Here is a 26371-nt window from a genome sequence, read left to right as displayed (position 1 = left end):
ACGCGCCCGAAAATCACACAGCGGTGTCAGCGCGGGTCGTTACCGGCCTCCTTGGCGATGCGGACCAGCTCGACGAGCCCGGACGCGTACTCCTGGGACTCCGCGTGCGCCTCCTCGTACGGCGGCTGGAAGCCGACACCCTCCCACTGCTGGGTGGCCTCGTTCCAGCGGTCGTTGCCGACCTCGAAGTTCCAGGCGGTGATGCCCAGGTCGTAATAGAGGTGGTCGGCCGAGTTGCCGGCCGCGGAGTAGAGCACGTCGGCGACCGGGCCGGTGTAGGCCGGCCAGGTGACCGTGCCCCGCTCGGCCGAGATCGCGCCGACGATCCGCTTCGCGCTGTCCAGGTAGTACTTCTGCTCGTCGATCGACGGCCGCGGCAGCGTCACCCGCCCCGGCACCTTGTACGCCCCCGGCGCCCACATGAAGTACCCGCCATAACTGTGCACGTTCATCGAGAACTTGATGTTCGTGTGCGTCTCGGCGAGGTGGACCACGTTGCGGCTCTCCGCCTCGGACAGCTCGGCGGTCCCCGCGTACGTGCCCGACAGGCAGTTGGCGTTGGCGCCCACGTAACCGTCGAAGAACGACCCGACCGCGTAGTTGCGGTTCACGTCGACACCCCACGAGTTGCGGTTGCGCGGGTCACGCGTCGCGCCGGTGCAGTGGTTGACCAGGTTCTTGCGCTGGAAGTTGAAGTCGTTGAACGAGAAGTTCGCCCCGTCCGGGTTGACCATCGGGATCACGAACACGTCCACCGAGTCGACCAGGTCACGCGTGCCCGCGTCAGTCGCGTAGTTGGCCAGCAGCCGCTCCGCGAACTCCAGCGTCACCAGCGGCGTCGCCCACTCCCGCGCGTGCTCCTGCGAATAGGCGAGCACACCCGGCCGCGAGCCGTCGCGGTACTTGCCGATCCGCAGCGCCTGCACCGTCCACGGCCGCTTCGGCACCTCGGCGCCGGCCAGGCCGTCGTCGAGCCGGGCCGGTCCGGCGACCGGCATCGTGAGGCCGGCCGAGCCGTCCTCGACGAAGGCGTTGAACCGCTGCGGGAACTTCGCCGCGATGAACGCGGCCACCTGATCGGTCGTGCTGATCACGGCGCCGGTGGCGTCGGTTGCGAGACGCACGGTCAGGACCCGGTCGCGGTACGACGCGGACAGCGGCCGATTCGGGGCGCCGGGATCGACCGTCTTCACCTGGACGCCGTTCCACCCCTGGTCACCGAACTTGACCGACTCCACGACGATCGCCGCGGTGGCCGGATCACCCAGGTACGCCACCGCCGTACGCCGATAGCCCTGTGTCTTGTTCGGCAGATTGATCACATCGACGAGCTTCGGGTACTGCCGGGCCAGCCGCTTGATCCGCGCGGCGATGTCGGTCGGCGTCATGTAGGCGTCGATGAAGTCCTTCTGATAGCCGCTGGGCGGCGCCGGCGGCGTGCTGCCGGGCCAGCTCTGCGGGGTGATCGCACGCGACGTCCCGCCCAGACTGGACGTCGCCTTCACGCTGACCGGGCGGCCGGGCAGCGGCTGCGGCAGCGCGTAGTGGTACTGATATTCGTCGGCGTCCTCGAACCGCACCAGCGGGTACGACCCGGTGGTCCCGTCCGCGGCGGTCCAGGTCACGGTGATCTCCACGTCCGGGTCGTCGCTGGCCGTGGTGAAGACCTGCGTCTGCAGGAACGTGCGCCCGTTGCTGGTCCACCAGTACGCCTGGAGGAACTGCAGGGTGTCGGCGGCCGCGGCGCGCAGGCTGCGGGCGGCGGACCGGGCGGCCGGCGCGGACTCCCGCTGGATCACCTGGACCGGCCGTGCGCCCTCCGCGGTGAGCGCGGCGAGCTCCCGATCGTCGACCACGACGTCGGCGAGGACGGCGCCCGGGATCATGCGTGGGCGCGCGGCGACGTCGGCGCCACGGGCCAGGAGACGGTCGAAGGCCGCCTCGTCGGGTAGCTGGAATCGGATCAGGCCACGCTCACCGGCGTTCAGGCTGACCGGCGCGGGTGTGGGCGCCCCCGCCTGTGCGGTGGTCGCGGGAGCGACGAGAAGAGCGCTGGTCAGGACTGCGGCGGTCAGGGTGGCCGGCCAACGGCGTCCGGACGTCATCGAACCTCCTGCGGCATCGAAGGATGTTGCCCACCCACCGCAATCCATTGATCTCGATCTGTCAATGGGGCTGGCCAATTTCGGCGCCCGGGCGCTACTCTTCCCCGCGATGGACATCTCCTCGTACGGATGGGGGGTCTCGTTCCGCGAAGGTGAGTGCTGATGCGCTCATGGACCGCGAACGGGAACACCCGCCTTCTCAGCTGGCTGCGCGTGCGCGAGTTCGCCGTGCCGCCCGTCATGATCGAAACCGCGACCGCCCGTCGTCTCGCCGGCGACTGGGCAGGGGCGTGTGCCGCCGCACGCGTCGACGTCGATCTGAGCCCGCGCGCCGTCGCTCACACGCACGGCCGCGAGATCGCGTCCCGGCTCCGCGCCGATCTGCGCCACCTCGCCCCCGACCTGCTGCGCTGGCACCTGCCCCGGATTGCTCCGGACGGCCTGCTGCGGCCGGGTCTGACCATCACCCTGGCCCGGTACGACCCACCCGGCGCGGCACCGCTGCACCTGGTGGTCCGCACTCCCCCGGCCTGGGCGGACGCCGGTCAGCGGATCAGCCTGGCGCTGTGGGAGCGGGCCGGGCCGCAACCGCACGGGCATCCGCACCCCCGCCCGGACCGCCGGTTCCGCCTCGACCTGCATCGCCACCTGTGGGACGCCCGGCGCTCCGGCGAGCTGTGGGCGCGGTCCCGCCCCGACCGGTGGTCCCGCGTGGACGCGTGTGCCACACACCGATGGGCGGACGAGGCTCGCCTGCTGATCGGCGCCGACGGCCTCGGCGCCGGGCCGGTGCTGGTCCGTCCCGGTGACGGCCGGCGACTCCTGCTCGACCCGGCGCTCCCGGCCCCGTCATATCGCGTCCACCGCGATCGCCCTGGCCGGGTCCTCCCGGTGCTGCCCGACGCCGCCGTCCGGGTGCCGCCCGACGTCGAGCTGCTCCACGCCGGACTGATCGACCCCGGGCGGCTGCACCCCCTCGTCGCGGCGGCGCTCGCGCCCGGGCACCGCCCGCCGGGCCGCCCGCGCCGCTCCCCCGGCGCGACCCGGATCGTCGAGTGCGGCGGCGCCCGGCACCGGATCGGTCTCGTCGGCGGGACGCTCGCCCCGCTCGACCACGATCCGGCCGAGCTGCGGCGCGAGGAGATGCTGACCGCGCTCGGTGGGCGGCCGATGCCGTGCCTGCGCGCGATCGATCAGGCAATCCGGCATCCGGAGTCCCTCGACGACGTCCGGGCACTGCTCGACCACGGTGACTACGACGGCGCGCTGGACGTGGTGGAGAGCCTGCTCGGCCCGGCCGCGGCACTGCGCGACGGCGCGCTCCGCGACGAGCTGGCGGCGGCCGCCGCCCGCCGGCTCACCCACAGCCTGTTCCGGGCGGGGCTCACCAATGCCGGTCCATCCCGCCCCGACCCCCGCCGCCGCCGCTCACAGCGCCACCCCAGCAGCGTGTGAAGTCGCGCCTCGATACGCACCCGACTTCACACACGACGTGCCGCCGCCTGGCGCCGCGGCCGAGACCCCCTATGGTGATCATGACTGCTTCTCTGGACATCGCTGCGGACCTTCTCGCGCTGCTCGGCGCGACCGCCACCGAGCCGCGCCCCGACATGCAACTCGAGGCGCTCACCCTCGCGGTCAGCGCCGACCTGCCGGTGCTCCTCTGGGGCGAGCCCGGCATCGGCAAGACCTCCGCGCTCACCCAGCTCGCCGACGCCCTGGACCTGCCGCTCACCACCGTCATCGCAAGCGTGCACGAACCCTCCGACTTCGCCGGCCTGCCCGTCCTCGGCGACGACCCGGCCGCGCAGGGGGTGCCGATGGCGCCGCCGGACTGGGCGGTGCGCCTCGCGCGTACCGGCAAGGGTCTGTTGTTCCTCGACGAGCTCTCCACCGCGCCCCCGGCGGTGCAGGCGGCGCTGCTCCGCGTGGTCCTGGAACGCCGGGTCGGCGCGCTGCGGCTGCCGCCCGGCATCCGGATCGTCGCCGCGGCCAACCCGCGCGCGTCCGCCGCGGACGGCTGGGAGCTCAGCGCGCCGCTGGCCAACCGGTTCGTGCACCTGCAATGGGCGTACGACCATGACGTGGTGGTCCGCGGCCTGGGCGGCACCTGGCCGCGGGCCACCCTGCCGCGGCTGGATGCCGCCCGCCTGCCGGACGCGGTCGAGGTGGCCCGGCGCGCGGTGTGCCGGCTGCTGACCACCCGGCCGGCGCTGACCCACCAGCTGCCGGCCGGCGAGGCCCGGCGCGGCGGCCCCTGGCCGTCGCCGCGCAGCTGGGAGATGACCCTGCGGCTGCTGGCCTTCGCGACCGCCGCCGGCGCGTCGCGGGACGCGCTCTCCCTTCTGGTACGCGGTACGGTCGGCGACGGGCCGGGCCTGGAGCTGCTGGCCACCCTGGACCAGCTGGACCTGCCCGATCCGGAGGAGCTGCTGGCGGACCCCGGTTCGGCAGTCCTGCCGCAGCGGGGCGACCTGCGCCAGGCGGTGCTCGACGGCGTGGTGGAGGCGGTGCGCAAGCGCCGGGACCGGTCCCGCTGGGACGCCGCCTGGGCGGTGCTGGCCCGGGCGCTGGACACCGGCGCGCCCGACCTGGTGGTGGTGCCGGCGAGCACCCTGGCCGGCCTGCGCGAGGACGACTGGGTCCTGCCGCCGGTGATCGACCGGCTGAGCGGGGCGGTCGCGGTGTCGCAGCGGGTGGGCGCGGGCCGGTGAGTCTCGACTGGGAGAAGCTGTACGCCGCCCGGCTGCACGCCACCCGCGCCCGGCCCTATCTGGCGACCGCCCTGTTCGCCCTGCACCCGGTGGAGTCCGCGCACGTGCCGACGATGGCCGTCGACCCGTACTGGCGTTGCTACGTGTCGGCGCGGTTCGTCGCGACGACGCCCCTGGAGGAGCTGGCCGGCATCTGGGTGCACGAGGTGTCGCACCTGCTGCGGGCGCACCATGAGCGCGGGGACCGCTATGTCGCCGCCGGGGGCCGCCGGGAGCCCGGGGAGCGGCTGCGGATCAACATCGCCGCCGACTGCGAGATCAACGACGACGTGTACGGCGACGGGCTGCCCTGGCCGGGGGACGCCCTGCGGCCGGAGAAGCTGCACCTCGATCCGGGCCGGCTCATGGAGGAGTACCTCGGGCAGTTCACGTTGAGCACCCGGACGCAGTACTGGGCCTGGCTGGACTGCGGCAGCGGCGCCGACGGCCAGGCCCGGCCGTGGGATCGCGGCCCGGACGGGGCGCACGGGTTGACCCGGGCCGAGCGGGACGCGATCCGGTTCCGGGTCGCCCGCGGGCTGAACGGCACCCCCGGCGACGCGCCGGCGGGCTGGAAGCGCTGGGCGGAGGAAGCGTTCCATCCGCCGCAGCCGTGGCGGGAGCTGCTCGGCGCCGCGGTGCGGGCGGCGGCCACCGGCGGGGGCGCGGGCGGCGACTACACGTACGCGCGTCCCGGGCGCCGGTCGGCGAGCCTGCCCGGGGTCATCCTGCCCAGCCTGCGGCGCACCCCGCCCCGGGTCGCCGTGGTGATCGACACCTCCGGGTCGGTCAGCGACGCCGAGCTCGGCACCGCGCTGCTGGAGGTCGCCGCGATCGGCCGGGCCGCCGGGGGCCGGGGCGCGGTGACCGTGTTCTCCTGCGACGCCGCCGCCCGTGTCACCGCACCGCTCTGCCAGGCCGAGGGGATCGAGCTGATCGGTGGCGGCGGGACCGACCTGCGCACCGGTTTCACCGCGGCGCTGCGCCGGGCGCCGCGCCCGGACGTGATCGTGGCGCTGACCGACGGCTGCACGCCATGGCCGGCCGTGCCGCCACCGTGCCGGACCGTGATCGGATTGTTCCGGCGAGACGAGCCGGAAGAGAGGTACGGGGACCACTTCGTGAGCCCGCCGGACTGGTCGCGGGTGGTTCAGATCGGCTGATGGATCGCCCGGACCAGGTCGGCGGCGGCCGGCAGGTTCTCGTTCAGCTGCCCTCGGCGGATCGCCAGCGCCCGGTCCAGCACCGCGAGCGGGTGGCCGCCGGCCGCCCGGAGGAACGTCGTCAGCATCGCCCGCACCTGATCGGCCAGGTGATGCGTTCCGCCCACCGCCACCTGGGCCAGGATGATCGCGGAGAGCGCGACGTCGACGTCCGGCGGGCCCTCGCCGGCGTTGCGCCAGTCGATGACGACCGGCCCGCGCCCGGTCATCATCACGTTCTCCGGATGCAGGTCGAGGTGCAGGATGCGGTCGTCCGGGTGGGCGCCGGTCCGGGCCGGCAGCTCGTGCAGGCGCCGGTGCAGGCCGGCCAGGAGCCCGCCCGCCCGCCGGGCGGTGAGACCGGCGCCGGCCAGGGTCGGGCCGTGCAGCCGCTCCAGCACCAGGTCCGGGCCGGCCGCGTCGAAGACCCGCGGAACCGGGAAACCGTGGCCGGCGAGGTACGCCATGGCGGCTGCCTCGGCGGTGACGTCGCCGCCGTCCCGGTAACGCCGCAGGACCCGGTGCTCGTCGAGGGCGTAGACGTCGGCTTCCTGCCCCGAACCGATCAGCTCCACGGCGGCCAATCTAGCAACGGGGGCGAGCCGTCCGGCTCGCCCCCGTCATCCGTCGCAGTGGTCGCTCAGTGCAGCACGACCGGCGCCGGGCGGTCGCCCGCCTGGTCGTCGAGCAGGTGCGACTCCTCCTTCTTGCGCGGCAGGAAGAGCGCCGGGATCAGCGTCAGCAGCACCAGCACGAAGCCGACCATGAACGTCGCCGCGAACGAGTCCGCGACGAACTGCAGGCCCCGCTCCAGGATGCTCGGGTCGGGGACCTGGGAGGCCAGGCCCGGGTCCCGCTGGGCCGCGATGGCCAGGCCCGCCTCGGTGACCGGCTCGCCCTCCGGGCCGGTCATGCCGGGGACGACCGCCGAGTCGTTCAGGTGGCTGGTCAGGATCACCGACATGATCGCCGAGCCGACCGAGCCGGCGATCTGCTGCAGGATGTTCAGCAGCGTGGAGCCGCGGGCCACCTCGTGGTTGGTCAGCGTCCGCAGCGCCGAGGTCATGATCGGCATCATGGTGCCGCCCATGCCCAGGCCCATCACGAACAGCGCGCCGCACAGCAGCAGGTAGGACGTGTCCGTGCCCACCTGGGTGAAGACGAAGAACCCGGCCGCGATGAGCAGCAGAGCGAACGGCACGGTGCGGCCCACCGGGACCTTGTCGGCGAGCACACCCGCGATCGGCATGGTGACCATGGCACCCAGGCCCTGCGGCGCCATCAGCAGACCGGCGTGCAGCGTCGTCTCGCCGTGCACCTGCAGGAAGTAGCTCGGGAACAGCAGACCGGCGCCCATGAACGCGACGGTGAACACCGCCAGCGTGATCGACGCGACCGTGAGGTTGCGGTTGCGCAGCAGGCGCAGATCGAGCAGTGGGTGCTTCGGCTTGAACGAGTAGAACACGAAGCCGATCACCAGCAGGCCACCGGCCAGCATCGGCAGCCACACCTTGTCGTCGGACATGGTGCCGGTCTCGGGCAGCGACGAGACGCCGTAGAGGAACAGCGCGAGGCCGGGCGAGAGCATCAGCATGCCGATGAAGTCGAACGACTCGGACGGTTCCGGGTTGTCCCTGGGCAGCACGAACTGGGCGTACACCAGCGCGATGATGCCGATCGGCAGGTTGATCAGGAAGATCCATTCCCAGCTGGCCACGTCGATCAGCCAGCCACCGAGGATCGGGCCGCCGATCGGGCCGAGCAGCATCGGGACGCCGAGCACGGCCATCAGCCGGCCGATCCGCTCCGGGCCGGCCGCCCGGGTCATGATCGTCATACCGAGTGGCATCAGCATGCCGCCGCCGAGACCCTGGAGCACCCGGTACGCCACCAGCTGGCCGATGCTGTCGGCGGTGGCGCAGAGCACCGAGCCGAGCGTGAACAGGAGCAGGGCGATCATGTAGAGCCGCTTCGTCCCGAACCGGTCGGCCGCCCACCCGGTCAGCGGGATGACCGTGGCCAGGGCCAGGGTGTAGCCGGTCATGGTCCACGCGACCTCGGCGTACGAGGCGTTGAACTCGACCTGGAAGGTGGGAATCGCGACGCTGACGACGGTGATGTCGAGGATCGACATGATGGCGCCGAGAACCACGACGCCGGCGACTTTGAGAACGCCGGCGTCGAGCTTGGCCGGCGCCGCCGCGGGTTGACTGCTCACGCTTATCTCCTGGAAGGGCCGGCGCGGAAACGCCGAGCGGCCGCGCATGACGCATACGCGGCGGGGATTCGGTTGATGAGCACCCCCGGCCCGCGTGATCCCCCTGGTGGCCTCGGCGAACGCTGGGATGCGTCGCCGTGAGCGTAACGAGGTGGCCGCCGCCGCACCGCCCCTTTTACCGAGCAGCTCCCGCCTGCCCGGGCGGCGGCGCAGGCGGTTCGGGGCCGGATCGCGACAGTGCGGCCGAAACGAGAATCCCCAGGCCATTGGCGGTCCAGTGGACGACGAACGGGGCCAGAAGCCCACCGGAGAACTGGCGCAGGACGCCCAGGACGACGCCGGCCAGCGTGGTGAACGCCACTTCCCCCACCGAGCCCGGATCGGGTGACAGATGCCAGAGACCGAAGAGCACGGCGGTGACCCCGGTGGCCCAGACCGGGCCGTGGTCGCGGGCGATCAGGGCCCAGAGCACCCCGCGGAAGGCGACCTCCTCGAAAGCGACAGTGGCCAGGGGCACCCCGACCAGGGCGTCGCGGACCGGGCGCGGCGACACCGGTCCGGTGAAGAGCCGGGGCATCAGCGCGGCCACCCCATAACCGATGGCGATCACCGCGGCGCCGCCCAGTGCGTACCACGAACCGGAGAGGACGAGCCCCACCTCGCCGGCGGTGAGCCCGCTCAGCAGAATCAGAAGGGCCGCGGCGAGCGGCCCGGCGATCGGCTGGGCGCGGCGTCGCCCGGTGCGGGTCCAGACGCGGAAGGCGGCCATCGCCAGCAGCGTGACGGCGATGGTCACGTCGCCCACCATAATTCGATCGACACGCGTCCGCAGCGTTCGTACGCTGCCGAGAAGATCACCGCGACCAGGAGGGAGACACCGCCGTGCGCTACCGCACCGCCGTCGTCATCCCGGCGTCGCGATTCGAGCTGATCCTCGTGTCCGGTGTGCCCAGCTCCGGCTGCGCCACCGGGGCTGGACGCGCCTGACCTCTGCCGTGAGGTCGGGCCGGCGCTGTCCGCCGTCCGATCATCTCGAAAGCAGAACGAACCATGCGAGTCCGCAATCTGGGCATCCTCGCCCACGTCGACGCCGGCAAGACCACCCTGACCGAGCGGATCCTGTTCACCACGGGCGCCACCTACAAGACGGGCCGGGTGGACGACGGCAACACCGTGACCGATTTCGACCCGCAGGAACGCGACCGTGGCATCACCATCTTCGCGGCGGCGGTCAGCGCCGAGTGGAACGGCCACCGGCTCAACCTGATCGACACGCCGGGACACGTCGACTTCTCCGACGAGGTGGAACGGTCGCTGCGCGTCCTCGACGGCGCGGTGGCGGTCTTCGACGGCGTCGCCGGGGTGGAGCCGCAGTCCGAGGCGGTGTGGCGCAAGGCCGATCGCTACCGGGTGCCGCGGATCGCCTTCGTCAACAAGCTGGATCGCGCGGGCGCGGATCTGGACGCGGCGGTGGCGTCGATCCGTGCGCGTCTCGAGGTCACACCGTTGGTGGTGCAGGTCCCGATCGGCCGGGAGAGCCAGTTGTCCGGCGTGGTGGACCTCGTCGATCAGCCGCCGGCGGAGTTCGCCGCCGCACGGCAGCGGCTGGAGGAGGCGGTCGCGGAACTGCATCCCGGCGCCCTGGAGGAACTCGGCGACATGTCGGACGAGACGCTGAGACGGGCGCTGCGCGACCTGACCCTCTCCGGTCAGGCCGTCGTCGTCCTCTGCGGCTCGGCGTACCGCGACATCGGCGTGACGCAGCTGCTCGACGCGATCGTCGACCATCTGCCCGGCCCCGACGGGGACGCGGCGGGAGATCTCGCCGCGCTCGTCTTCAAACGCCGGGACCGGCTGACCTACCTCCGCGTCTATGCCGGCACGATCAGGAAGGGAGACACCGTGTGGGACGCGACAGCCGGGCGCACCGAACGCGTCTCCCGCATCCTGCGGGTGCAGGCCGACCGGCACACCGACATCGACCGCGCGGTGGCCGGGGACATCGTCGCCGTCGCCGGGATGAAAGCCGCGCGGGCCGGCGCCACGCTGACCACCAAGCTGCGCCCGGTGCTGCTCGAAGCCCCGCGGACGGCGGAACCGCTGGTCTCGGTCGCGGTCGAGGCGCGCACCCGCGCCGAGGCGCAGCGCCTGCCGGCGGCCCTCGCCGCGCTGGTCGAGGAAGATCCCTCGCTGACCGTGCGCACCGACGCCGAGACCGGTCAGACCCTGCTCGCCGGGCTCGGTGAGCTCCACCTGGAGGTGTCCGTGGAGAAGCTGCGCCAGGCGACCGGCCTGCAGGTGACCACCGGCCGGCCGCAGGTGGCCTACCGGGAGACCGTGGTGCGGGGCGTCACCGGGTTCGTCCACCGGCACGTCAAACAGGACGGTGGGGCGGGCCAGTTCGCCCACGTCGTGCTGGACGTCGAGCCGCTCGACGGCACCGGGTTCGCGTTCGCGTCCACGGTGACCGGCGGCCGGGTGCCGGCCGAGTTCGCCCGCGCGGTCGAGGCCGGCTGCCGGGAGGCCCTGGCCGGCGGCCCGCTCGGCGGTCACCCGGTGGTCGGCCTGAAGGTCACGCTGACCGACGGGCAGACCCACGCGAAGGACTCGTCGGACCTGGCGTTCCGCGCGGCGGGCCGGTTCGGCCTGCGGGCCGCGCTGCGCGCCGCCACGCTGGAGCTGCTCGAGCCGGTCGCCGAGGTCACGGTGAGCGCGCCGTCCGACGCGCTCGGGGCGGTGCTCGGCGATCTTGCCGCGCGGCGCGCTCAGGTCGTGGATTCGCAGCCACGCACGGTGACAGCGATCGTGCCGCTGGCCGAGTTGTTCGGGTACGCGACGAGGCTGCGCAGCCGGACCTCCGGGCGGGGCACGTTCACCAGCCGCCCGGCCGGTTATCGCCCGGCGGCGTAGTCACGGCTCATCGGTCGAGGGCCACCGCCAGCCGTCGCAGCCACTGCTGCGCGGTGCCCCCGACCCCCGGGCAGACGTCGGCGAAGTTCGCCCAGTCGATGTCGTCCCAGGCCAGCACGGACTCCGCGGTGAACCGGCCGGCCGCCGGCCCCAGTTCCTCCCGCATCAGCTCACGCACCAGGTCCAGGTCGACGGTCGTGTGCTCGGCGAGCAGCACCGCGTCGTAGAGGTCCTTGCCCTGCGGATAGCAGTCGGTCGCGAGCCACTGCAGCTTCCAGGCCAGCGACAGCCCGGCGGTCGCCGCCCACACGACGCTGCCGAGCACCTCGACCGGCTCCGGCGGGATCGGCAGCTCCTCGCCGAACACGACGTCGATCTGCACGGTGCCGTCCGGCACCCCGGGCGCGGTGAACGGCATCACCAGGCGGCGGCCCTCGGCCCGCTCGTACGTCCAGATCGCCGACCGGGTGGTCCGATCCGGCCGCAGCCCGGCGGCCGGCGCCTCCCGCACCGCCTCGACGAGGTCGGACAGCAACGCGTGAGCCTCGGCGCTCTCGGCGGACATCGCCGCCGGCGTCACCACGAAATCCAGGTCACCCGGCTCACGGGCCGCGTCACCCACCCAGACCGGCATGGTGGCGCTGCCCCGCAACACCAGGTGCTCCAGCCAGCGGCTCCCGGCCACCACCGACAGCAGGTGCCCCATCGCCGCCCGCCGCGCCTCCCGCCAGCGCCGGCCACGGTCCACGTCGGCGAAGACCGGCTCCCCCGCGGTGAACGCGTTCTCGTGATGCTTCAACGCCGGATCGAACGCGCCGCGCTGGGTCACGCCCCGGCCGCGGGCCAACGGCTGATAGGTGGCCGGATAGTCGCGCGCACCGGCGCGCTGGTCCCGCGCCCGCCGCTCCCGCTGCTCCACCCACCGGTCCGGACGCGCAGGTGTCCGGTCCAGCCAGCCGCGGTCCAGGTCGAGGTGGCTGTCGTGCACCACGTACTCCTGCTCGACCGAGGCGATGTCGAGCCCGGCCGCCCGCAGATCGTCCAGCAGCTTGTGCAGCCGGCCGCTCGCGGTGAGCCGGCCGACCCGGTGGCAACGCTGGTTCACGAACCGCACCTCGGTGCCGTCGGTGTTCCTGCGCCGGGCGTTGCGGGACAGCCGCGCCCCGTGCGGCTCCACCAGATCGGTGACCGCCAGCAGCACCGCCACGTCCGCCGACGGCAACCGCAGCTTGACGTGGTGCTCGAAGTAGCGCTCGTCCGGCTGCCGGACCGCCTGCTCGTCACTCTCCGGCACCCCGCTCGACCACGGCGTCGCCTCGATCTTCGTCCGCACCGGGCTCATCCCCGCGATACGCAGCCACTCACACCACTTCTCGACCATGGCCCGCTGCTCGGCGAGGGTGCCCTTGCCGTGCAGGGTGAGCATCGGCTGAAACCGGGTGACGCCCCGGTCCAGCTCGATGCAGAGGTACTTGACGCCGTACTTCTCGGCGAACAACGCCAGCCCCTCGGCGTCGTGGTCCATGACCGTGATGTGGGTTTCGAACGTGCCGGTGATCACCGCCTGAGGCTAACCGCCGCCCGCCGCCCCGCGCTTGCGCGTTTCGAGCAGCGTGCGCGTCGCATGGGCGACGAAAGCGCCGTGCTCACGGATGTGCGCGTCCATCGCCACCAGCCGATCCCGGCATCCGTCCACATCGAAGCCCGGCACCCACCACACGCACTTGCGCAGCAGATAGACGACCGCGCCCACGTCGAAAAGCTCCATCCGGCACCGCGCCGTCCGCAGATCGACGACCTCCAGCCCGGCGGCCTTCGCCGCGAGCACCTCCCGCTCCGGGTCGCGGGGCACCTCCTGCCGGGACAGCGGCCCACGGAAAAATTCGATGATCTCGTACGCGGACGCGGGCCCGACATGCTGCGCGAAGTACGTCCCACCGTCCCGCAACACCCGGGCGATCTCACCCCAGGCCGGATCCACCGGATGCCGGCTCGTCACCAGATCGAAGGTCCCGTCCCCGAACGGCAACGGCCGCCCCTGCTCCAGGTGCACGACCCGCACCCCGCGCGGCCCCAGCAACTCCCGGGCCCGGGCCACGTTCGGCGGCCACCCCTCGGTCACCACCATCCGCGCCGGCAGCACCGGCACCTCAGCGATGATCTCCCCACCGCCGGTGTCCAGATCCAGCGCCGTCCGCACCCCGGCCAGCCGCTCCCCGATCAACCGCGAGTAACCCCACGGCGGGCGCTCCTCGGTCGCCCGGCCCGCCAACCACCCGAACCCCCACCCGGTGACGTCGGCGGCGGACGCCTCGTCGACGAGCTCCTGAAACGGTCTCACGCTGACACGCTCCCACCCCCGTCAACGCATTTCGGCGCCGCGGGTCGACCGGACCGGTGATGCCGTTCTGTCCGTCAAAAAGTCAATGTGGAGACGGGGCACGACAATGCCTCACCGGCGAAGGGGCGGATCGCATGGGACGGTTCTTCGGGATCGGGGTCGATGCGTACCAGCACCACCCGCGTCTGGCACACGCGGTCTCCGACGTCGCGGCCTTCGCCGAGCTGCTCGGGGCCGGCTTCGCCTGCGAGTCGCTGACCGACCCGACCGAGGACGCCGCGCGAACCGGGCTCCGCGATCTGCAGGACGCGGTCTCCGGCGACGAACTGGTGGTGGTTTGGGCCGGCCACGGCGTCGGATCACCGTCCGGCCTGCGTCTCATCGCCCAGGACAGCCGCACCGGGCCGGCCGCCGGGCTCAGCGCCACCGACATCGCCGGCTACTGCGCGGCGTCCGGAGCGAGCCAGCTGCTCCTGATCCTGGACACCTGCTTCTCCGGGGAGGCGCTGTCCGCGGTGGAGGTGGCGGCCAAGATTCTTCAGGATCTCCCGCTGGAGAGCCGGCACGTGTGGGTCGGCGTGCTCACCTCGTGCATGGACATCGAGACCGCGCAGGACGGCCTGCTGGGCCGGCGGCTGCGGGCGTTGCTGGCGCACGGGCCCACCGACCCGGTCCTGCGCCTGCGCTGGTCGGTGCACAACGAGCGGATCCGCGGCGACGACCTGTGCGACGCGCTGATCAAGGAGTGGGGCAGCGACCGGCAGGCGCCGCAGTACCGGCGTCAGGGCAGCGCCTGGTGGATGTTCCGCAACCCCTGCTTCAAGCCGGGCGCCCCCGAGCAGGTCGTCGAACACCTGCTGCGGGCCGCGCGCGGCGGGGCGGCCGAGGACGAGCGGTCCTGGTTCACCGGCCGCACGGCCGAAGTCGACCAGGTCGTCAGCTGGGTCAAGGCCGGCGAGCCCGGCGTCCACGTGGTGACGGGGTCGGCGGGCACGGGCAAGTCCGCGATCACCGGACGGGTGGTCGGCCTGGCGAACCCGGACGAACGCGCCCGCCTGCTGGCCGACGGATCCAGCTGGGAACACGCCGACCCGGGCGAACGGTCGGTGCACGCCCACCTCCACGCCCGCGGTCTCGCCACCGACCAGGCCGCCGAACTGATCGCCGGGCAGCTGGTCGGCCGCGGCCTGCTCCAGGCACAGGAGTCCAGCCGCAACGCCGCCGAGCTGATCGGCCACCTCCAGCACGCCGTCGACGAGGGCGCGCCGCCCCCGGTCATCGTGGTGGACGGTCTGGACGAGGCGCGCGGCGAGTCGTTCACGATGGCCGAGGATCTCCTGGTCCGCCTCGCCCGGCACGCGGTCGTCATCGTGTCCACCCGTGATCTTCCGGGAGACGACGGCAAGGCGGGACTGGTCGCCACGCTGAACCCGGCCGGCCCGGGCATCGACCTCGACACCCCGGAAGCGCGTGACCACACCCGCCGGGATCTCCGCGACTACGTCGAAGCCCGCCTGGACCGGGCCGCCCTGCGCCAGATCATGGACCCGGTGGCCGTCGCCGACCACGTCGACGACGCCATTCGGCTGGACCATTCGCCGTTCCTGCTCACGCGCCTGATCATCGACCAGTTGCTGGCCGCACCGGTGGACACGTCGCAAGCGGGATGGCATGAGCGGATCGCCGTCTCGGTGGAGCAGGCCTTCGACGACGACATCGCCTCGATCTCAGCCCCGACACGTCTCCATCAGCCGGGTCTGGCGCCTCATCAGGCCGCTCGCAGGCTGCTCGTCGCCCTGACCCGAGGCTATGGCGCCGGGCTCCCCGAGGAGGAGTGGCTGACGATCGCCAACGCGGGCGGCACGCCGGAGACCGAGCTCGACCGCGACGACGTCAGCTGGGTGCTGGACCAGCTCGGCCGTTACATCGTCCAGGACGGGGTGAGCGGCACCGCCGTCTACCGAATCGCCCACCAGAGCCTGGCGGATCATCTCCGCCCGGCGTACCGAGCCGTTCACTCGGCCATATTCGATCCCGAGGCATATCCGATCCTGGTGGCGCTGGCCAACCGATACCGGCAACGACTGCTCGACGGCCTTGACATGGACGCCTTCGACTATCTGCGGCAGTACATCTGGCGGCACGCCGCAGATGCCGGCCTACCAGGCATGGGCCTGCTTCGAGAGCTGGTCACGATGGAACCTGGTCTGGTCGTTGACCTGGCTTCTGCCGGCCTCGTCATCTCAGCTCACCTTTCCATATGGGGACAGCACACCCTGGCGGTAGCACCAGCGGAGGAGAGTGTGGCGGTTTACCGCCTGCTTGCTGACCGACATCCGGAATACCTGTCAGATCTGGCCGCCGGGCTCAGCGATCTCGGCATCCGCCACAGCAATGTCGGACGTCGCATCGATGCCGTCGTACCCGCCGAAGAAGCCGTAACCCTTTACCGGCAGCTCAGCACCGACAACTCCGCCTTCGTACCCGACCTCGCCATGGCACTCAACAACCTCGGCATCCGCTACAGCAACATCGGACGCCTCGCAGACGCCATCGAACCCACCGAAGAAGCCGTCGCCTTCTACCGGCAACTCAGCACCGACAACCCCACCCTCATACCTGACCTCGCCAGCGCACTCAACAACCTCGGCATCCGCTACAGCAACATGGGACGCCTCGCAGACGCCATCGAACCCACCGAAGAAGCCGTCACCCTCAACCGGCAACTCAGCACCGACAACCCCGCCTTCCTGCCCAACCTCGCCATGGCACTCAACAACCTCGGCAACCACTACGGCAACATCGGACGCCGCATCGACGCCATCGAACCCACCGAAGAAGCCGTCACCCTCAACCGGCAACTCAGCACCGACAACCCCGCCTTCGTACCCGACCTCGCCATGGCACTCAACAACCTCGGCATCCGCTACAGCGAGATGGGACGGCTCGCAGACGCCGTCGCACCCGCCGAAGAAGCCGTCGCTTTCTACCGGCGACTCAGCACCGACAACCCCGCCTTCGTACCCAACCTGGCCATGGCACTCAACAACCTCGGCATCCGCTACAGCAACATGGGACGCCCCGCCGACGCCATCGCACCCGCCGAAGAAGCCGTCACTCTCAACCGGCAACTCAGCACCGACAACCCCGCCTTCCTGCCCGACCTCGCCATGGCACTCAACAACCTCGGCATTCGCTACAAGGAGATGGGACGGCTCGCAGACGCCGTCGCACCCGCCGAAGAAGCCGTCGCTTTCTACCGGCGACTCAGCACCGACAACCCCGCCTTCCTGCCCGACCTCGCCATGGCACTCAACAACCTCGGCAACCACTACAGCAACATCGGACGCCCCGCCGACGCCATCGAACCCACCGAAGAAGCCATTTCTCTCAACCGGCAACTCAGCACCGACAACCCCGCCTTCGTACCCGACCTCGCCAACTCACTCAACAACCTCGGCAACCACTACAGCGAGATCGGGCGCCCCCCCAACGCCATCGCACCCGCCGAAGAAGCCGTCGCTTTCTACCGGCGACTCAGCACCGACAACCCCGCTTTCCTGCCCGACCTCGCCATGGCACTCAACAACCTCGGCAACCGTTACAGCGAGATGGGCCGCCCAGCCGACGCCATCGCACCCGCCGAGGAAGCCGTCAGCCTCCGCCGACAGCTCAGCGCCGACAACCCCGCCTCTCTGCCCACCCTCGCCATGGCACTCAACAACCTCGGCAACCACTACAGCCACATCGGGCGCCCCGCAGACGCGATCGCACCCGTCGAAGAAGCCGTCACCCTCAACCGGCAACTCAGCACCGACAACTCCGCGTTCTTGCCTAACCTTGCCAACTCACTCAACAACCTCGGCAACCACTACGGCAGCATCGGCCGCCTCGCAGACGCCATCGCATCCGCCGAAGAAGCCGTCACCCTCAACCGGCAACTCAGCACCGAGAACCCTGCCCGCTTATCCAACCTCGGCACGGCACTCATCAACGCGAGCGGCTGTCACGTCGCAGCCGGGGATATGGAAGCCGCCGAGGCGCTGTGGCACGGTGCTCTGGCTAAGGCAACGCCTGAGGAGCGGGTGTATCTGCTCGGCAGGAGAATCGCCGATGCAGCGGCCGGTGAACTACGAGCTATCCCGTGGATAGTTACTGCGCTGAATCAAGCGGGCGAGCAAGTCATCCTCACAGCCGAGCTCCGCGATCAAGTCCGGCGGCATCGCAGTGCAAACCCGGAACAATTCGATGGACAATGGCACAAGCTGGTCGGAGCCGTTCCACCATGGCTGTTCGTCGATCACGAGCTCCTCGAATCGGCTCGAGGCTGGATCGCCACTCCGACATACGGCGAAGAGCACGATTACCTGGCCACTCACGTCGAACTGCTGGAGCCGGAAGCCGACGACGCGGTCAACGAGGCGCTCTTGAAGGTGGATGCCGAGGAGGCACAGCGCTATATCGACCTGCGCGGCCGAGCACGCAGCCATGGGATCACTTCGGCTTACCGCCCGCTTCTGTTGGCGATTCTGGCCGTCGATTTCGCGGCGGCCGAGCCGGAGATACAGGCCCAGATGCTGGTAGGACGGCGGGATGATCTGCTGTCGGAAATGGTGTGGAGTGCCTTGAAGGAGTGGAGCGAAAATGACGACACCGGCTCGTTCGAGCGCGCCGACGCCATTCTCGCCCTCGCCCATCTAGGCGCGGAGGGTCCTGCGCTGGAGGCCCTCGCCGACCCGGCCAAGTTCCAGCCCTTGCTGGAAGCAATCGCGCAGCAAGCCGACGCGACCGCTCTCGACAGCACCGCGTTTCTGGCGCGCAGTGTCGCGGATGAACCGGCGGCCGCCGCTGAGGCAGACTTCTATCTGGCTGTCGCCGACGCGATCGCCGGCGATCTCGACAGCTCCGCCGAAACCCTCACCGAGGCTCGTCGCACCGCCCCCGGACACGTCACGGGCTGGATCAACCGGCTGGCACGGATCGGGCAGCGCCATCCCGAAGCACTCCCGCTGATCACCGTCCTCACCCAACCGCTCGACACTCAACCGCTCAACAACGTGCAGGGAGACGACTCTTGAGCGCTGCTACCGATCTCGTCGTTGTCCTTCCCGGCATCCTCGGCAGCACGTTGCGCCACAACGCGAAGCTTGTCTGGGCTCCCTCGGCCGGTTCCGTCATCCGGGCCGTCACCACGTTCGGCGCCTCGATCGACGCGCTGCGGCTGCCGGACGATCTCGGCGACGAGCATCCCGGCGACGGTGTCGAACCGTCCGGGCTGATGCCCGACCTGCACGTCCTCCCGGGGATCTGGACCCCGGTCAAGGGTTACGACCGGCTGATCGGCAGGCTGCGCTCGCTGGGCTACCGGGAGCAGGACGGTGACCGTCCCGGCAATCTCCTCCCGGTGCCCTACGACTGGCGGCTGTCCAACCGCTACAACGCCCACCGGCTGGGCCGCATCGTCGAACCCGCCTTGCAGCGCTGGCGGGACCAGGGAGACGCGTACGCCGATGCCAAGGTCGTACTGGTCTGTCATTCGATGGGTGGCCTGATCGCCCGCTGGTATGTCGAGCACTGCGGCGGCGCAGAGATCGTCCGCAAGGTGGTCACCTTCGGCACGCCCTACCGAGGCGCGGCCAAGGCCCTCCAGCAGCTGGTGAACGGGGTACGAAAAGGGGTGGGGCCGCTCAGCGTGGAACTCACCGGCCTGGTACGCAGCATGCCGTCGATGTATCAACTGCTGCCCGAGTACGCGTGTCTGGAGCACGACGGCGACCTGGCGAAGACCACCGAGGTCGAGCTTCCTCAGCTGGACGCCGGGAAGGTGGCGGACGGGATGCGCTTCCACACCGACCTCGCCGAGGCGGAGGCCCGGCGCCCGGACAGTCTGAACTCCACGCACGCGATCGTCGGCATCCAGCAGCCGACCAGCACCACCGCCCGCTTCTCCGGCGGACGGGTGGAGATGGTGCACACCTACCGGGACGCCGACCTGTTCGGTGACGCTACGGTGCCGCTGGTGGCCGCCACCCGCGCGGATGTGCCGATGGACAGCCCGCTGTTGCGCCGGGTGCCGGACTTGCACGGCAATTTGCAGCGCAACCCGGCCGCCCTCGACGAGTTGGAGGGCGTCCTGGCCGCCAAGCCGGTCATCGTCCGGGTGCCGCACACCGTCGACCTGCACGTCGACATCCCCGACCTGGTGCTCGCCGGCGAATATCTGCTGGTGGACGTGGCGGCCGCGGACCAGCTGCCGCACAAGGTCCGGATCACGGTCACCGGTGAGGACAACCGCATCGCCGCTTCCCGGGTCGCGACCGTGCCCGCCGGCGCCACCTCGACCACGGTGGTCGAGGGGCTGCCCCCGGGTGCGTACGCGATCACCGTGGCCGGCATCTCGCCCAGCTCACCGATCTCCCCGGTCAACGGTGACGTCCTGGTCTGGGCGTGACTGGCCGATCCCACCCCCGTCACCGCATTTCGCCGCCCGCGGCCTGCCATCATGCACGGATGCATCCAACGGTGGCGGCGGTGTACGAGATGGTGTCGGCCCTCCATCCGGCCGACGACCTGGAAGCCGAACACCTGGCGCACACCCGGGCGTGGCTGCACACCACCGACGACGTCTTCCGCCGCGTCAAACCGGCGACGCCACCCCAGCATGTGGTGTCCTACGTCGTCCCGGTCGATCCGGCCACCGGCAGCGTGCTGCTGGCCGACCACATCAACGCCGGCCTGTGGCTGCCACCGGGCGGGCACGTCGAGGTGGGCGAGCACCCGTCCACGACCGCGGTGCGGGAGGTGCGGGAGGAACTCGGGGTGTCAGCCGATCCGCGCCCGGAGCCGCTGTTCCTGACGGTCACCCGAACGGTGGGGATCGATGCCGGGCATGTCGACGTCAGCCTGTGGTTCGTACTGGAAATGGATCGCCGGGAAAGCCTGACTCCTGACGAGGGCGAGTTCCACGCGGTGCGCTGGTGGTCCCGCGCCGAGCTGCACGAGGCCGAGCCGGCCCGTTTCGACCCGCATTTCTTCCGCTTCCTGGCAAAACTCTCCACATTTCAGATTCCCACGGCCGCATGAACCTGCATCACCTCACCGGTGCTTCAACGGCGTGGTAACGGCTAGGCGAGTCGTCGTAGCGGCGGAGGGTTCCAGCGGCCGTCCAGGGCCGCGGGGCGGGGTGCGTACAGACGCAGGCAGAGGCTGAACGGACCGGCCGGTGCGGGCAGCCAGTTGCTGTGCTGATCGGTGCTCGGTGCGGTGTGCTGCACGAGGATGTCCAGCGAGCCGTCCCGGCCGAGCTTCAGGGCGTCGCGGTCACCGAGGGCGAACCAGTTGATCGGGTTGGCGATCTGGAACCCTTCCTGGTCGTACATGGTGACGGACCAGAAGGCGTCGACCGGAGGCTGCTGGCCGGCATCGAAATGCAGGACGTACCTGTTGGCGCCGTCGGTGTTGTCGCCGTCGGCGTCGGTCTCCTGCAGCGGGTAGATGGCATCCTCGACGGAGTTGGCGCCGAGTCCGGCCATCGTGACGATGGCGCGTTTGAGGTGGTAGTTGCCGTACACACCCACCGTGTCGGTGTTCATGCTCCAGCCGTTCGCGACGCGGGCCATGGTCGGTAGGACCGCGATCATGTGCTGCTGGGCCTCGGCAGGCACGCCGTCGATTGCCTCGGCCATCTCCTTGGAGATCGACGCCGGGTCGAACGACTCGCCGGCGACGACGCCGATGTGCCGCAGGCGGGCCAGGATCGACCAGTCGGTGAGGTGGGGCGGGTACGCCTTCATCAGCTCGGCCGCGAGGCTGAAGTAGTCGGCGGCGGGCATTGCATTCACCTGGCGGAGCGGCTCGGTCTCCATGTCGACCGTGGGGTCGATCGTCGCGGTCACCGGTTGCGGGGCCTCACCCCAGCGGGTCAGCGGCGTGATGGCGAAGCCGTCCTGGAGCTTGTTGACCGCGTCGTAGTCGGCCGGGCCGTTCGTCTGCGTGCGGCCGATGATCCAGATCGTGGACGTGGGCGCGTGGATGGCGGAGACTCCGTGCGGGAGCGATCCGGTCCATCCCGGCGGGACGACCGCCCAGGCAGCGGCGCCGGTGCCCGAGGTGCGCCAGCCCGGCGCGGCGAACGCGTCGGTCCACATGTCGTACATCGGTAGCAGGTAGTAGCGGCCGCCGGTGTCGGGCGCGGAGACAATGACGGGTCCGTCGCTGAGGTCCAGCCAGGCGGACGAGTACAGGGTGTCGAAGTTCGGCCGCACCACCTCACGAAAGTCGACCGTGGGAAATTGCCGCATGTGGACGAACGTGTTCATCGGTCCGTGGCCGACGGCCTGCCCCAGGGGGTTGTTCGTCAATTGCCGGCGGGTCAACTCCATCGTCACCAGGGGGTAGAAGTACGCGTACCCCTCCAGCGCGATCTGGCGTAGGTCGAACTGGGTCTCTGCCGCCTCTGTCGTCATAGTGCGATGGTCAGGCGGACTCCGGCGCGCCACAACATCCTACGAGAATGAAGGTTTTGCGCTGCTACTCCGGTCGTGCCGCTGGGCGGCGAGCACGACCGGCCACTGACCGGCCTTGCCCCGGCCGGCCGTGCCTGCTCGGCCACGCCAGGACGGAAGTTGCCGGGATGGCGTCTCCGAATTCAGGAACCGATGTCGCGAGCCATGTCGGCGAGCTCGCGCAGGCGGCGCAGGACGTGCGCCTTGTGTTCGCCGTCGGGGAGGTCCCGTTCCCCCGCCTCGACGAGGTGGTCGCGCAGCTGCGCGACGGCCTGGCGTCGTGCTTCCGGCGGGAGTTCGGCCAGCCAGAGCGATCCCAGGTTGTTGTCGACGATCTCCTGGAGCCGGGCCACGGCCTCCGGCGCCGACATGCGTTCGATGAGGAACTCCAGGGTCCAGTCGAAAAGGCCGCCGCTCGCGGTCCAGTCCGCGCCCGGCTTCAACACCAGTAGTCCCGCCATCACTGCCCCACCATGAAGACCCGCGGAGCCAGACCGCGGTCCGCGATGAACTGTTCGATCCGAGTCACCTGCTGCGGCGTAAACTGTGACACATCGACCGGGACCAGGTCGGCTTTGGTGAGGTGCCGCTCTATTTGATACCGCAGTTGCGGCCATTGCCCGTCGAAATACCGGCGGGGAAAGTTCCCGACCGCGTCGTACGTCGTACCCGCTCCGTCGACCCAGTCGGCCCTCGATCCGGGCGGCGCGCGGGTGAGGGTGACCCCGAGTTCGCCCTCGATCCGCAGGGCGGTCTCTGCCTCCGACCACCGGAACCGTCCCACCGCCGGGTCGAGGCCGAGGTCGTGGAACCGTCTCTCCTCGACTCTCGGCACGGCGAGCGGGGCGCCGGTCATGGCTAGCCGCCGACTCCGTCGAAGGCGGACGCCACCTGCCCGGCAGGGCCGGCGTCACCCATGGCGGCCTGAGCCGTCGATCCACCACTCGGCGGCATCGAGCTCGTTCTCGTCGAACATCGCTCCCCCTACCATGAGCCACCGGCATCGTACCGAATGTGACCATCGAGCGCATCCGATGAAGCGTGCCCTCGGCGCGATTCGAACGCGCACCGTCCAGGCCCTCAACCTGGTGCCTCTGCCGTTGGGCCACGAGGGCATGAGATACGCGTCCCCGGAGAGATTCGAACTCCCGACACCCGGATCCGTAATCCGGTGCTCTTTCCGCTGAGCTACGGGGACGTGCGGCCCGGCACGACGAGCCGGGCCGGGCATACCGATCCGCTGTGGAGTTGTCGAAGAAAGGCACGGGCAGCAGGAGTCGAACCCGCATCCCCCGACCTTGCCAGGTCGGTGCTCCGGCCGGTTGAGCTACACCCGCAGGAGACAGAAACGCCGCCCTGGTCCCGGTCGGGAGGGCGGCGCGAGGATCACCGGAGACGTCCGGTCAGTCGCGCCATCGACGGAGCTCTCGGCTCTGCCACATTGCGATCATCGAATGCTGCGACATTGCCGGCTCCTTTCTCTCTCGACCTGCGGTGCGGTGTTGAGGAAGAAACTAGCGACGAGCGGGGGCACCGGCAATCGATTTGAATCAGAATGACAGGCATGGGGTACCGGGTCCTGGCCGACGCGACGATGCTGCTGCACTTCGCGTTCCTGGTGTGGGTGGTGGTCGGCGGCTTCGTCGCGTGGCGCCGGCCGCGGGCGATCTGGCTGCACCTGGCCGCGGCGGCTTGGGGACTGTTGATCGTGATGTTCGGCTTCAACTGCCCGCTGACCTGGGTCGAGGACCGGGCTCGTGAGGCTGCCGGCGGTGCGGGGCTGAGCCGTGGTTTCATCGACACCTACCTGACCGGCGTCATCTATCCCGAGCGCCACCTGGCCCTGGCACAGACCGTGGTGGCCGCGGCCGTGGCGATCTCCTGGACCGGCTACGCGCTCAAGCGCCGCCGCCGACTCGGGCCGGCGCCCGATGCGGCCGCACCGACCGCGGACCAGCCCTGAGAGCCGGCTGCAAAGAACCCACACGGACCAGCCGCACAGACCCGGCGGGAGCTTCGCGATGCCGCACCCGGCCGTGGTCTCCTACGCCGGGCGGTATTCGACCTCCGGGCGGCCCGGCCCGCCGTAACGCGGGCTGCGGGAGACCCGCCCGGCGTCGGCCAGGTGCTCCAGGTAGCGGCGGGCGGTCACCCGGGACGTGCCGGTGTGCCCGGCCACCTCGGTCGCCGACAGGCCGGCCGGTGCGGCGTCGCGCAGCGCACCCAGGATCAGGTCGAAGGTGTGCCGGTCCAGGCCTTTCGGCAGGGTGTCCGGCGGGGCGCCGCGCAGCGTGGCGAAGACCCGGTCCACCTCGTGCTGGGCGGCCACCTCGCTCGATTCCAGCAGCTGCCGGCGGTACGTGGCGTACCGGTCGAGCTTGTCCCGGAACACCGCGAACGTGAACGGCTTCAACAGGTAATGGGTGACCCCGAGCGCGACCGCCTGCCGGATCATCGCGATGTCCCGGTCGGACGTGACTGCCAGGACGTCGGTGCCGCTGCCCGACGCCCGCAGCGCCCGGGCGATCTCCAGGCCGTGCTTGTCGGGCAGGTGCAGGTCGAGAAGCACCAGGTCGACCGGTTCGGCGCGCAGCCGGGTCATCGCGTCCCGGGCGGTGTGCGCCACGCCGACCACCCGGAAGCCGCCGACCTTCTCGGTGAACACCCGGTGCGCGTCGGCGATCAGCGGCTCGTCGTCCACCACCAGGACCCGGATGTCCGGCAGCGGCGGGGTCACGCGAGCACCGGGATCCGCACCGTGAGCACCGCTCCGCCGTCCGGGGCGGACGTGACCGCGCAGCTTCCGCCGTACCTCTCGGTCACCTGCCGGACCAGCGACAAGCCGACGCCGCGTCCCGCGCCCTTGCTCGACCAGCCGCGCCGGAAGGCGTCGGCGGCCTGGGCCGGGCTCATGCCCGGGCCGTTGTCGCGCACCCGGACCATCAGCTCACCGTCGTCGTGCCGGACCAGCACCCGGACCCGGCGCGGCGCCTCGATCCCGGCGACCGCCTCGAGGGCGTTGTCGACCAGATTGCCGACCACGGTGAGCAGGTCGCGGCCGGGGATCGGCTCGCCCTCCAGCCGGGACTCCTCGTCCACGGTCAGCTCCACGCCGCGCTCGCCGGCCTGCGCCGACTTGCCGAGCAGCAACGCGGCCAGCGCCGGCTCGTGCAGCGCGCCCACCACCTGGTCGGTGAGCTGCTGCGCCAGCGCCAGCTCCGCGGTGCCCAGCCGGAGAGCTTCTTCGGTACGACCCAGCTCCACCATGGTCAGGACGGTGTGCAGCCGGTTGGCCGCCTCGTGGGCCTGCGCGCGCAGGGCCTCGGTGAGCCCGCGCACCGAGTCCAGCTCGCCGGTCAGCTCCCGCAGCTCGGTGTGGTCGCGCAGGGTGAGCACGGTGCCGAGGGTCCGGCCGTCGAAGCGGGTCTCCCGGCGGTTCGCGACCAGCACCCGGTCACCGGCCAGCACCGGCTCGTCCACCGTCGGACGCCGCTCGGTGATCAGGCCGGCCACCTCGGGCGGCAGATCGGCGGCGCCGTCCGCGGGCAGGCCCAGCAGCCGCCGCCCCTCGTCGTTGATCAGTTCCACCCGGCCGTCCCGGTCGACCACCACGAGACCTTCGCGGACCGAGTGCAGGACCGCGTCGTAGTACTCGTACATCCGGGTCATCTCGGCCGGTCCGAGCCCGTGCGTCTGCCGGCGCAGACGCCGGCTGAGCAGCCACGCCCCGATGCCGGCCAGCACCAGCGCGACCCCGGTCGCGGTCGCGACGGTGGGGACCTGGGCGAGCAGGTTGCGGTTGATGGTGGCGGTTTTGATGCCGACGGAGACCAGCCCGATGACGGTGGCGGTGCCGGGTTCGAAGACCGCGACCACGGTACGCACGGAGTCGCCCAGACTCCCGCGGTACTCCTCGACGACGATGCCGCCGTGCAGCGCCGCCTCGACCGTGCCGGCGAACGGCTTGCCGATCAGGGTCTCGGTCGGATGCGTGTACCGGGTGCGGTCCGGCGCCATCACCACGATGAAGTCGGTGCCGGTGGCGAGCCGGGTGGCTTCGGCGTACGGCTGGAGCGCCGGGGTGGGGTCCGCGGTGTGCAGCGCCTCGATCACCGCCGGCGAATGCGCGATCGTCTGGGCGACCGCGGTCACCTCCTCGATCGCGGCGGCCCGGGCGTCGCGGTGAGCGAGCAGCACCGCCCCGGTCGTGCAGACCGCGACGAGCAACGTCACCACCAGCACCTGCAGCGCGAAGAGCTGCCTGGCGATACTCCAGCGTCGGGTCATCCGCTCATTTCCCACTTGGTTCTTCGAGGTGAACAGAATGAACGTAATGGT

19 protein-coding genes and 3 tRNA genes are annotated in these 26371 nt (G+C 70.9%); 8 read left to right on the top strand and 14 right to left on the bottom strand.

Going from position 1 to position 26371, the window contains the following annotated elements:
- Nucleotides 1-26: 26 nt before the first annotated feature.
- Nucleotides 27-2105 (bottom strand): M14 family zinc carboxypeptidase, encoded by a 2079-nt coding sequence (locus AC0NH5_RS06230; protein ID WP_474400850.1) that lies wholly within the window; start codon nucleotides 2103-2105, stop codon nucleotides 27-29.
- 162 nt (nucleotides 2106-2267) lie between these two features.
- Here AC0NH5_RS06230 and AC0NH5_RS06225 point away from each other — a divergent pair, with 162 nt between their 5' ends.
- The 3 genes from AC0NH5_RS06225 to AC0NH5_RS06215 all read left to right on the top strand — a co-directional run bounded on the left by AC0NH5_RS06225 (nucleotide 2268) and on the right by AC0NH5_RS06215 (nucleotide 6021).
- The gene (locus tag AC0NH5_RS06225; RefSeq protein WP_474400848.1) at nucleotides 2268-3560 is read left to right on the top strand and encodes a hypothetical protein; all 1293 of its coding nucleotides are present in this window, start codon (nucleotides 2268-2270) and stop codon (nucleotides 3558-3560) included.
- Between the two features lie 80 nt (nucleotides 3561-3640).
- On the top strand, nucleotides 3641-4819 hold the full coding sequence (locus tag AC0NH5_RS06220; RefSeq protein WP_474400847.1) for an AAA family ATPase: 1179 nt from the start codon (nucleotides 3641-3643) through the stop codon (nucleotides 4817-4819).
- Nucleotides 4816-6021 (top strand): vWA domain-containing protein, encoded by a 1206-nt coding sequence (locus AC0NH5_RS06215; RefSeq protein ID WP_474400844.1) that lies wholly within the window; start codon nucleotides 4816-4818, stop codon nucleotides 6019-6021. The genes AC0NH5_RS06220 and AC0NH5_RS06215 overlap by 4 nt, the downstream gene beginning before the upstream one ends.
- Here the strand turns inward: AC0NH5_RS06215 and AC0NH5_RS06210 are convergent.
- From AC0NH5_RS06210 to AC0NH5_RS06200, 3 genes are all read right to left on the bottom strand, one after another.
- Nucleotides 6009-6635 (bottom strand): phosphotransferase, encoded by a 627-nt coding sequence (locus AC0NH5_RS06210; RefSeq protein WP_474400842.1) that lies wholly within the window; start codon nucleotides 6633-6635, stop codon nucleotides 6009-6011. The two genes, AC0NH5_RS06215 and AC0NH5_RS06210, sit on opposite strands and share 13 nt — an antisense overlap.
- Nucleotides 6636-6700: 65 nt before the next feature.
- Nucleotides 6701-8326, bottom strand: a complete 1626-nt coding sequence (locus AC0NH5_RS06205) for a DHA2 family efflux MFS transporter permease subunit (protein ID WP_474400840.1) — start codon at nucleotides 8324-8326, stop codon at nucleotides 6701-6703.
- Between the two features lie 127 nt (nucleotides 8327-8453).
- Nucleotides 8454-9074 carry a lysostaphin resistance A-like protein gene (locus AC0NH5_RS06200; RefSeq protein ID WP_474400838.1) on the bottom strand — a complete coding sequence of 207 codons (621 nt, stop codon included), beginning with the start codon at nucleotides 9072-9074 and terminating at the stop codon, nucleotides 8454-8456.
- Between the two features lie 254 nt (nucleotides 9075-9328).
- Here AC0NH5_RS06200 and AC0NH5_RS06195 point away from each other — a divergent pair, with 254 nt between their 5' ends.
- Nucleotides 9329-11188, top strand: coding sequence for an elongation factor G (locus tag AC0NH5_RS06195; protein WP_474400836.1), 1860 nt, complete (start codon nucleotides 9329-9331; stop codon nucleotides 11186-11188).
- 7 nt (nucleotides 11189-11195) lie between these two features.
- Here AC0NH5_RS06195 and AC0NH5_RS06190 read toward each other — a convergent pair whose 3' ends face one another.
- A complete protein-coding gene (locus AC0NH5_RS06190) occupies nucleotides 11196-12749 on the bottom strand; it encodes a nucleotidyl transferase AbiEii/AbiGii toxin family protein (protein ID WP_474400835.1) in 1554 nt (517 codons plus the stop codon).
- A gap of 9 nt (nucleotides 12750-12758) precedes the next feature.
- Nucleotides 12759-13529: a class I SAM-dependent methyltransferase gene (locus tag AC0NH5_RS06185; RefSeq protein WP_474400833.1), complete on the bottom strand. Its 771-nt coding sequence runs from the start codon at nucleotides 13527-13529 to the stop codon at nucleotides 12759-12761.
- Between the two features lie 134 nt (nucleotides 13530-13663).
- Here AC0NH5_RS06185 and AC0NH5_RS06180 point away from each other — a divergent pair, with 134 nt between their 5' ends.
- The 3 genes from AC0NH5_RS06180 to AC0NH5_RS06170 are packed head-to-tail and all read left to right on the top strand — an operon-like array spanning nucleotide 13664 to nucleotide 20612.
- On the top strand, nucleotides 13664-18607 hold the full coding sequence (locus AC0NH5_RS06180) for a tetratricopeptide repeat protein (protein WP_474400831.1): 4944 nt from the start codon (nucleotides 13664-13666) through the stop codon (nucleotides 18605-18607).
- Complete coding sequence (locus AC0NH5_RS06175) at nucleotides 18604-19980, top strand: lipase/acyltransferase domain-containing protein (protein ID WP_474400829.1); 1377 nt, start codon at nucleotides 18604-18606, stop codon at nucleotides 19978-19980. Before AC0NH5_RS06180 ends, AC0NH5_RS06175 begins: the two co-directional genes overlap by 4 nt.
- 59 nt (nucleotides 19981-20039) lie before the next feature.
- Nucleotides 20040-20612: an NUDIX domain-containing protein gene (locus AC0NH5_RS06170; protein ID WP_474400827.1), complete on the top strand. Its 573-nt coding sequence runs from the start codon at nucleotides 20040-20042 to the stop codon at nucleotides 20610-20612.
- Nucleotides 20613-20653: 41 nt separating this feature from the next.
- On the opposite strand, the gene AC0NH5_RS06165 is transcribed toward AC0NH5_RS06170, so the two are convergent.
- The 6 genes from AC0NH5_RS06165 to AC0NH5_RS06140 all read right to left on the bottom strand — a co-directional run bounded on the left by AC0NH5_RS06165 (nucleotide 20654) and on the right by AC0NH5_RS06140 (nucleotide 23370).
- A complete protein-coding gene (locus AC0NH5_RS06165) occupies nucleotides 20654-21994 on the bottom strand; it encodes a DUF1254 domain-containing protein (protein ID WP_474400825.1) in 1341 nt (446 codons plus the stop codon).
- A gap of 182 nt (nucleotides 21995-22176) precedes the next feature.
- Nucleotides 22177-22494, bottom strand: coding sequence for a hypothetical protein (locus AC0NH5_RS06160; RefSeq protein ID WP_474400823.1), 318 nt, complete (start codon nucleotides 22492-22494; stop codon nucleotides 22177-22179).
- On the bottom strand, nucleotides 22494-22889 hold the full coding sequence (locus AC0NH5_RS06155; protein ID WP_474400821.1) for a hypothetical protein: 396 nt from the start codon (nucleotides 22887-22889) through the stop codon (nucleotides 22494-22496). Before AC0NH5_RS06155 ends, AC0NH5_RS06160 begins: the two co-directional genes overlap by 1 nt.
- Nucleotides 22890-23075: 186 nt before the next feature.
- Nucleotides 23076-23148 (bottom strand) — tRNA-Leu (locus tag AC0NH5_RS06150).
- A gap of 10 nt (nucleotides 23149-23158) precedes the next feature.
- Nucleotides 23159-23231, bottom strand: a tRNA-Arg gene (locus AC0NH5_RS06145).
- A 64-nt stretch (nucleotides 23232-23295) separates the two neighbouring features.
- Nucleotides 23296-23370 (bottom strand) — tRNA-Ala (locus AC0NH5_RS06140).
- Between the two features lie 227 nt (nucleotides 23371-23597).
- On the opposite strand from AC0NH5_RS06140, the gene AC0NH5_RS06135 reads away from it, so the two are divergent.
- Nucleotides 23598-23996 carry a DUF2784 domain-containing protein gene (locus AC0NH5_RS06135; RefSeq protein WP_474400820.1) on the top strand — a complete coding sequence of 133 codons (399 nt, stop codon included), beginning with the start codon at nucleotides 23598-23600 and terminating at the stop codon, nucleotides 23994-23996.
- 81 nt (nucleotides 23997-24077) lie between these two features.
- Here AC0NH5_RS06135 and AC0NH5_RS06130 read toward each other — a convergent pair whose 3' ends face one another.
- Together AC0NH5_RS06130 and AC0NH5_RS06125 are read right to left on the bottom strand one after the other, a co-directional pair.
- Nucleotides 24078-24770, bottom strand: coding sequence for a response regulator (locus AC0NH5_RS06130; protein WP_474400818.1), 693 nt, complete (start codon nucleotides 24768-24770; stop codon nucleotides 24078-24080).
- A complete protein-coding gene (locus AC0NH5_RS06125) occupies nucleotides 24767-26320 on the bottom strand; it encodes a sensor histidine kinase (RefSeq protein WP_474400816.1) in 1554 nt (517 codons plus the stop codon). The genes AC0NH5_RS06130 and AC0NH5_RS06125 overlap by 4 nt, the downstream gene beginning before the upstream one ends.
- Between the last annotated feature and the right edge of the window lie 51 nt (nucleotides 26321-26371).

The organism is Actinoplanes sp. 13 (assembly GCF_056134165.1).
The sequence above is the reverse complement of the archived record's forward strand: the minus strand, read 5'-3'. Positions and strand labels throughout refer to the sequence as shown.

Coding starts and splice junctions, on each gene's coding strand:
- AC0NH5_RS06220 (WP_474400847.1), top strand. CDS start 3,641: ATGACTGCTTCTCTGGACATCGCTGCGGACCTTCTCGCGCTGCTCGGC.
- AC0NH5_RS06160 (WP_474400823.1), bottom strand. CDS start 22,494: ATGGCGGGACTACTGGTGTTGAAGCCGGGCGCGGACTGGACCGCGAGC.
- AC0NH5_RS06230 (WP_474400850.1), bottom strand. CDS start 2,105: ATGACGTCCGGACGCCGTTGGCCGGCCACCCTGACCGCCGCAGTCCTG.
- AC0NH5_RS06165 (WP_474400825.1), bottom strand. CDS start 21,994: ATGACGACAGAGGCGGCAGAGACCCAGTTCGACCTACGCCAGATCGCG.
- AC0NH5_RS06225 (WP_474400848.1), top strand. CDS start 2,268: ATGCGCTCATGGACCGCGAACGGGAACACCCGCCTTCTCAGCTGGCTG.
- AC0NH5_RS06125 (WP_474400816.1), bottom strand. CDS start 26,320: ATGACCCGACGCTGGAGTATCGCCAGGCAGCTCTTCGCGCTGCAGGTG.
- AC0NH5_RS06155 (WP_474400821.1), bottom strand. CDS start 22,889: ATGACCGGCGCCCCGCTCGCCGTGCCGAGAGTCGAGGAGAGACGGTTC.
- AC0NH5_RS06135 (WP_474400820.1), top strand. CDS start 23,598: ATGGGGTACCGGGTCCTGGCCGACGCGACGATGCTGCTGCACTTCGCG.
- AC0NH5_RS06180 (WP_474400831.1), top strand. CDS start 13,664: ATGGGACGGTTCTTCGGGATCGGGGTCGATGCGTACCAGCACCACCCG.
- AC0NH5_RS06205 (WP_474400840.1), bottom strand. CDS start 8,326: ATGCGCGGCCGCTCGGCGTTTCCGCGCCGGCCCTTCCAGGAGATAAGC.
- AC0NH5_RS06170 (WP_474400827.1), top strand. CDS start 20,040: ATGCATCCAACGGTGGCGGCGGTGTACGAGATGGTGTCGGCCCTCCAT.
- AC0NH5_RS06195 (WP_474400836.1), top strand. CDS start 9,329: ATGCGAGTCCGCAATCTGGGCATCCTCGCCCACGTCGACGCCGGCAAG.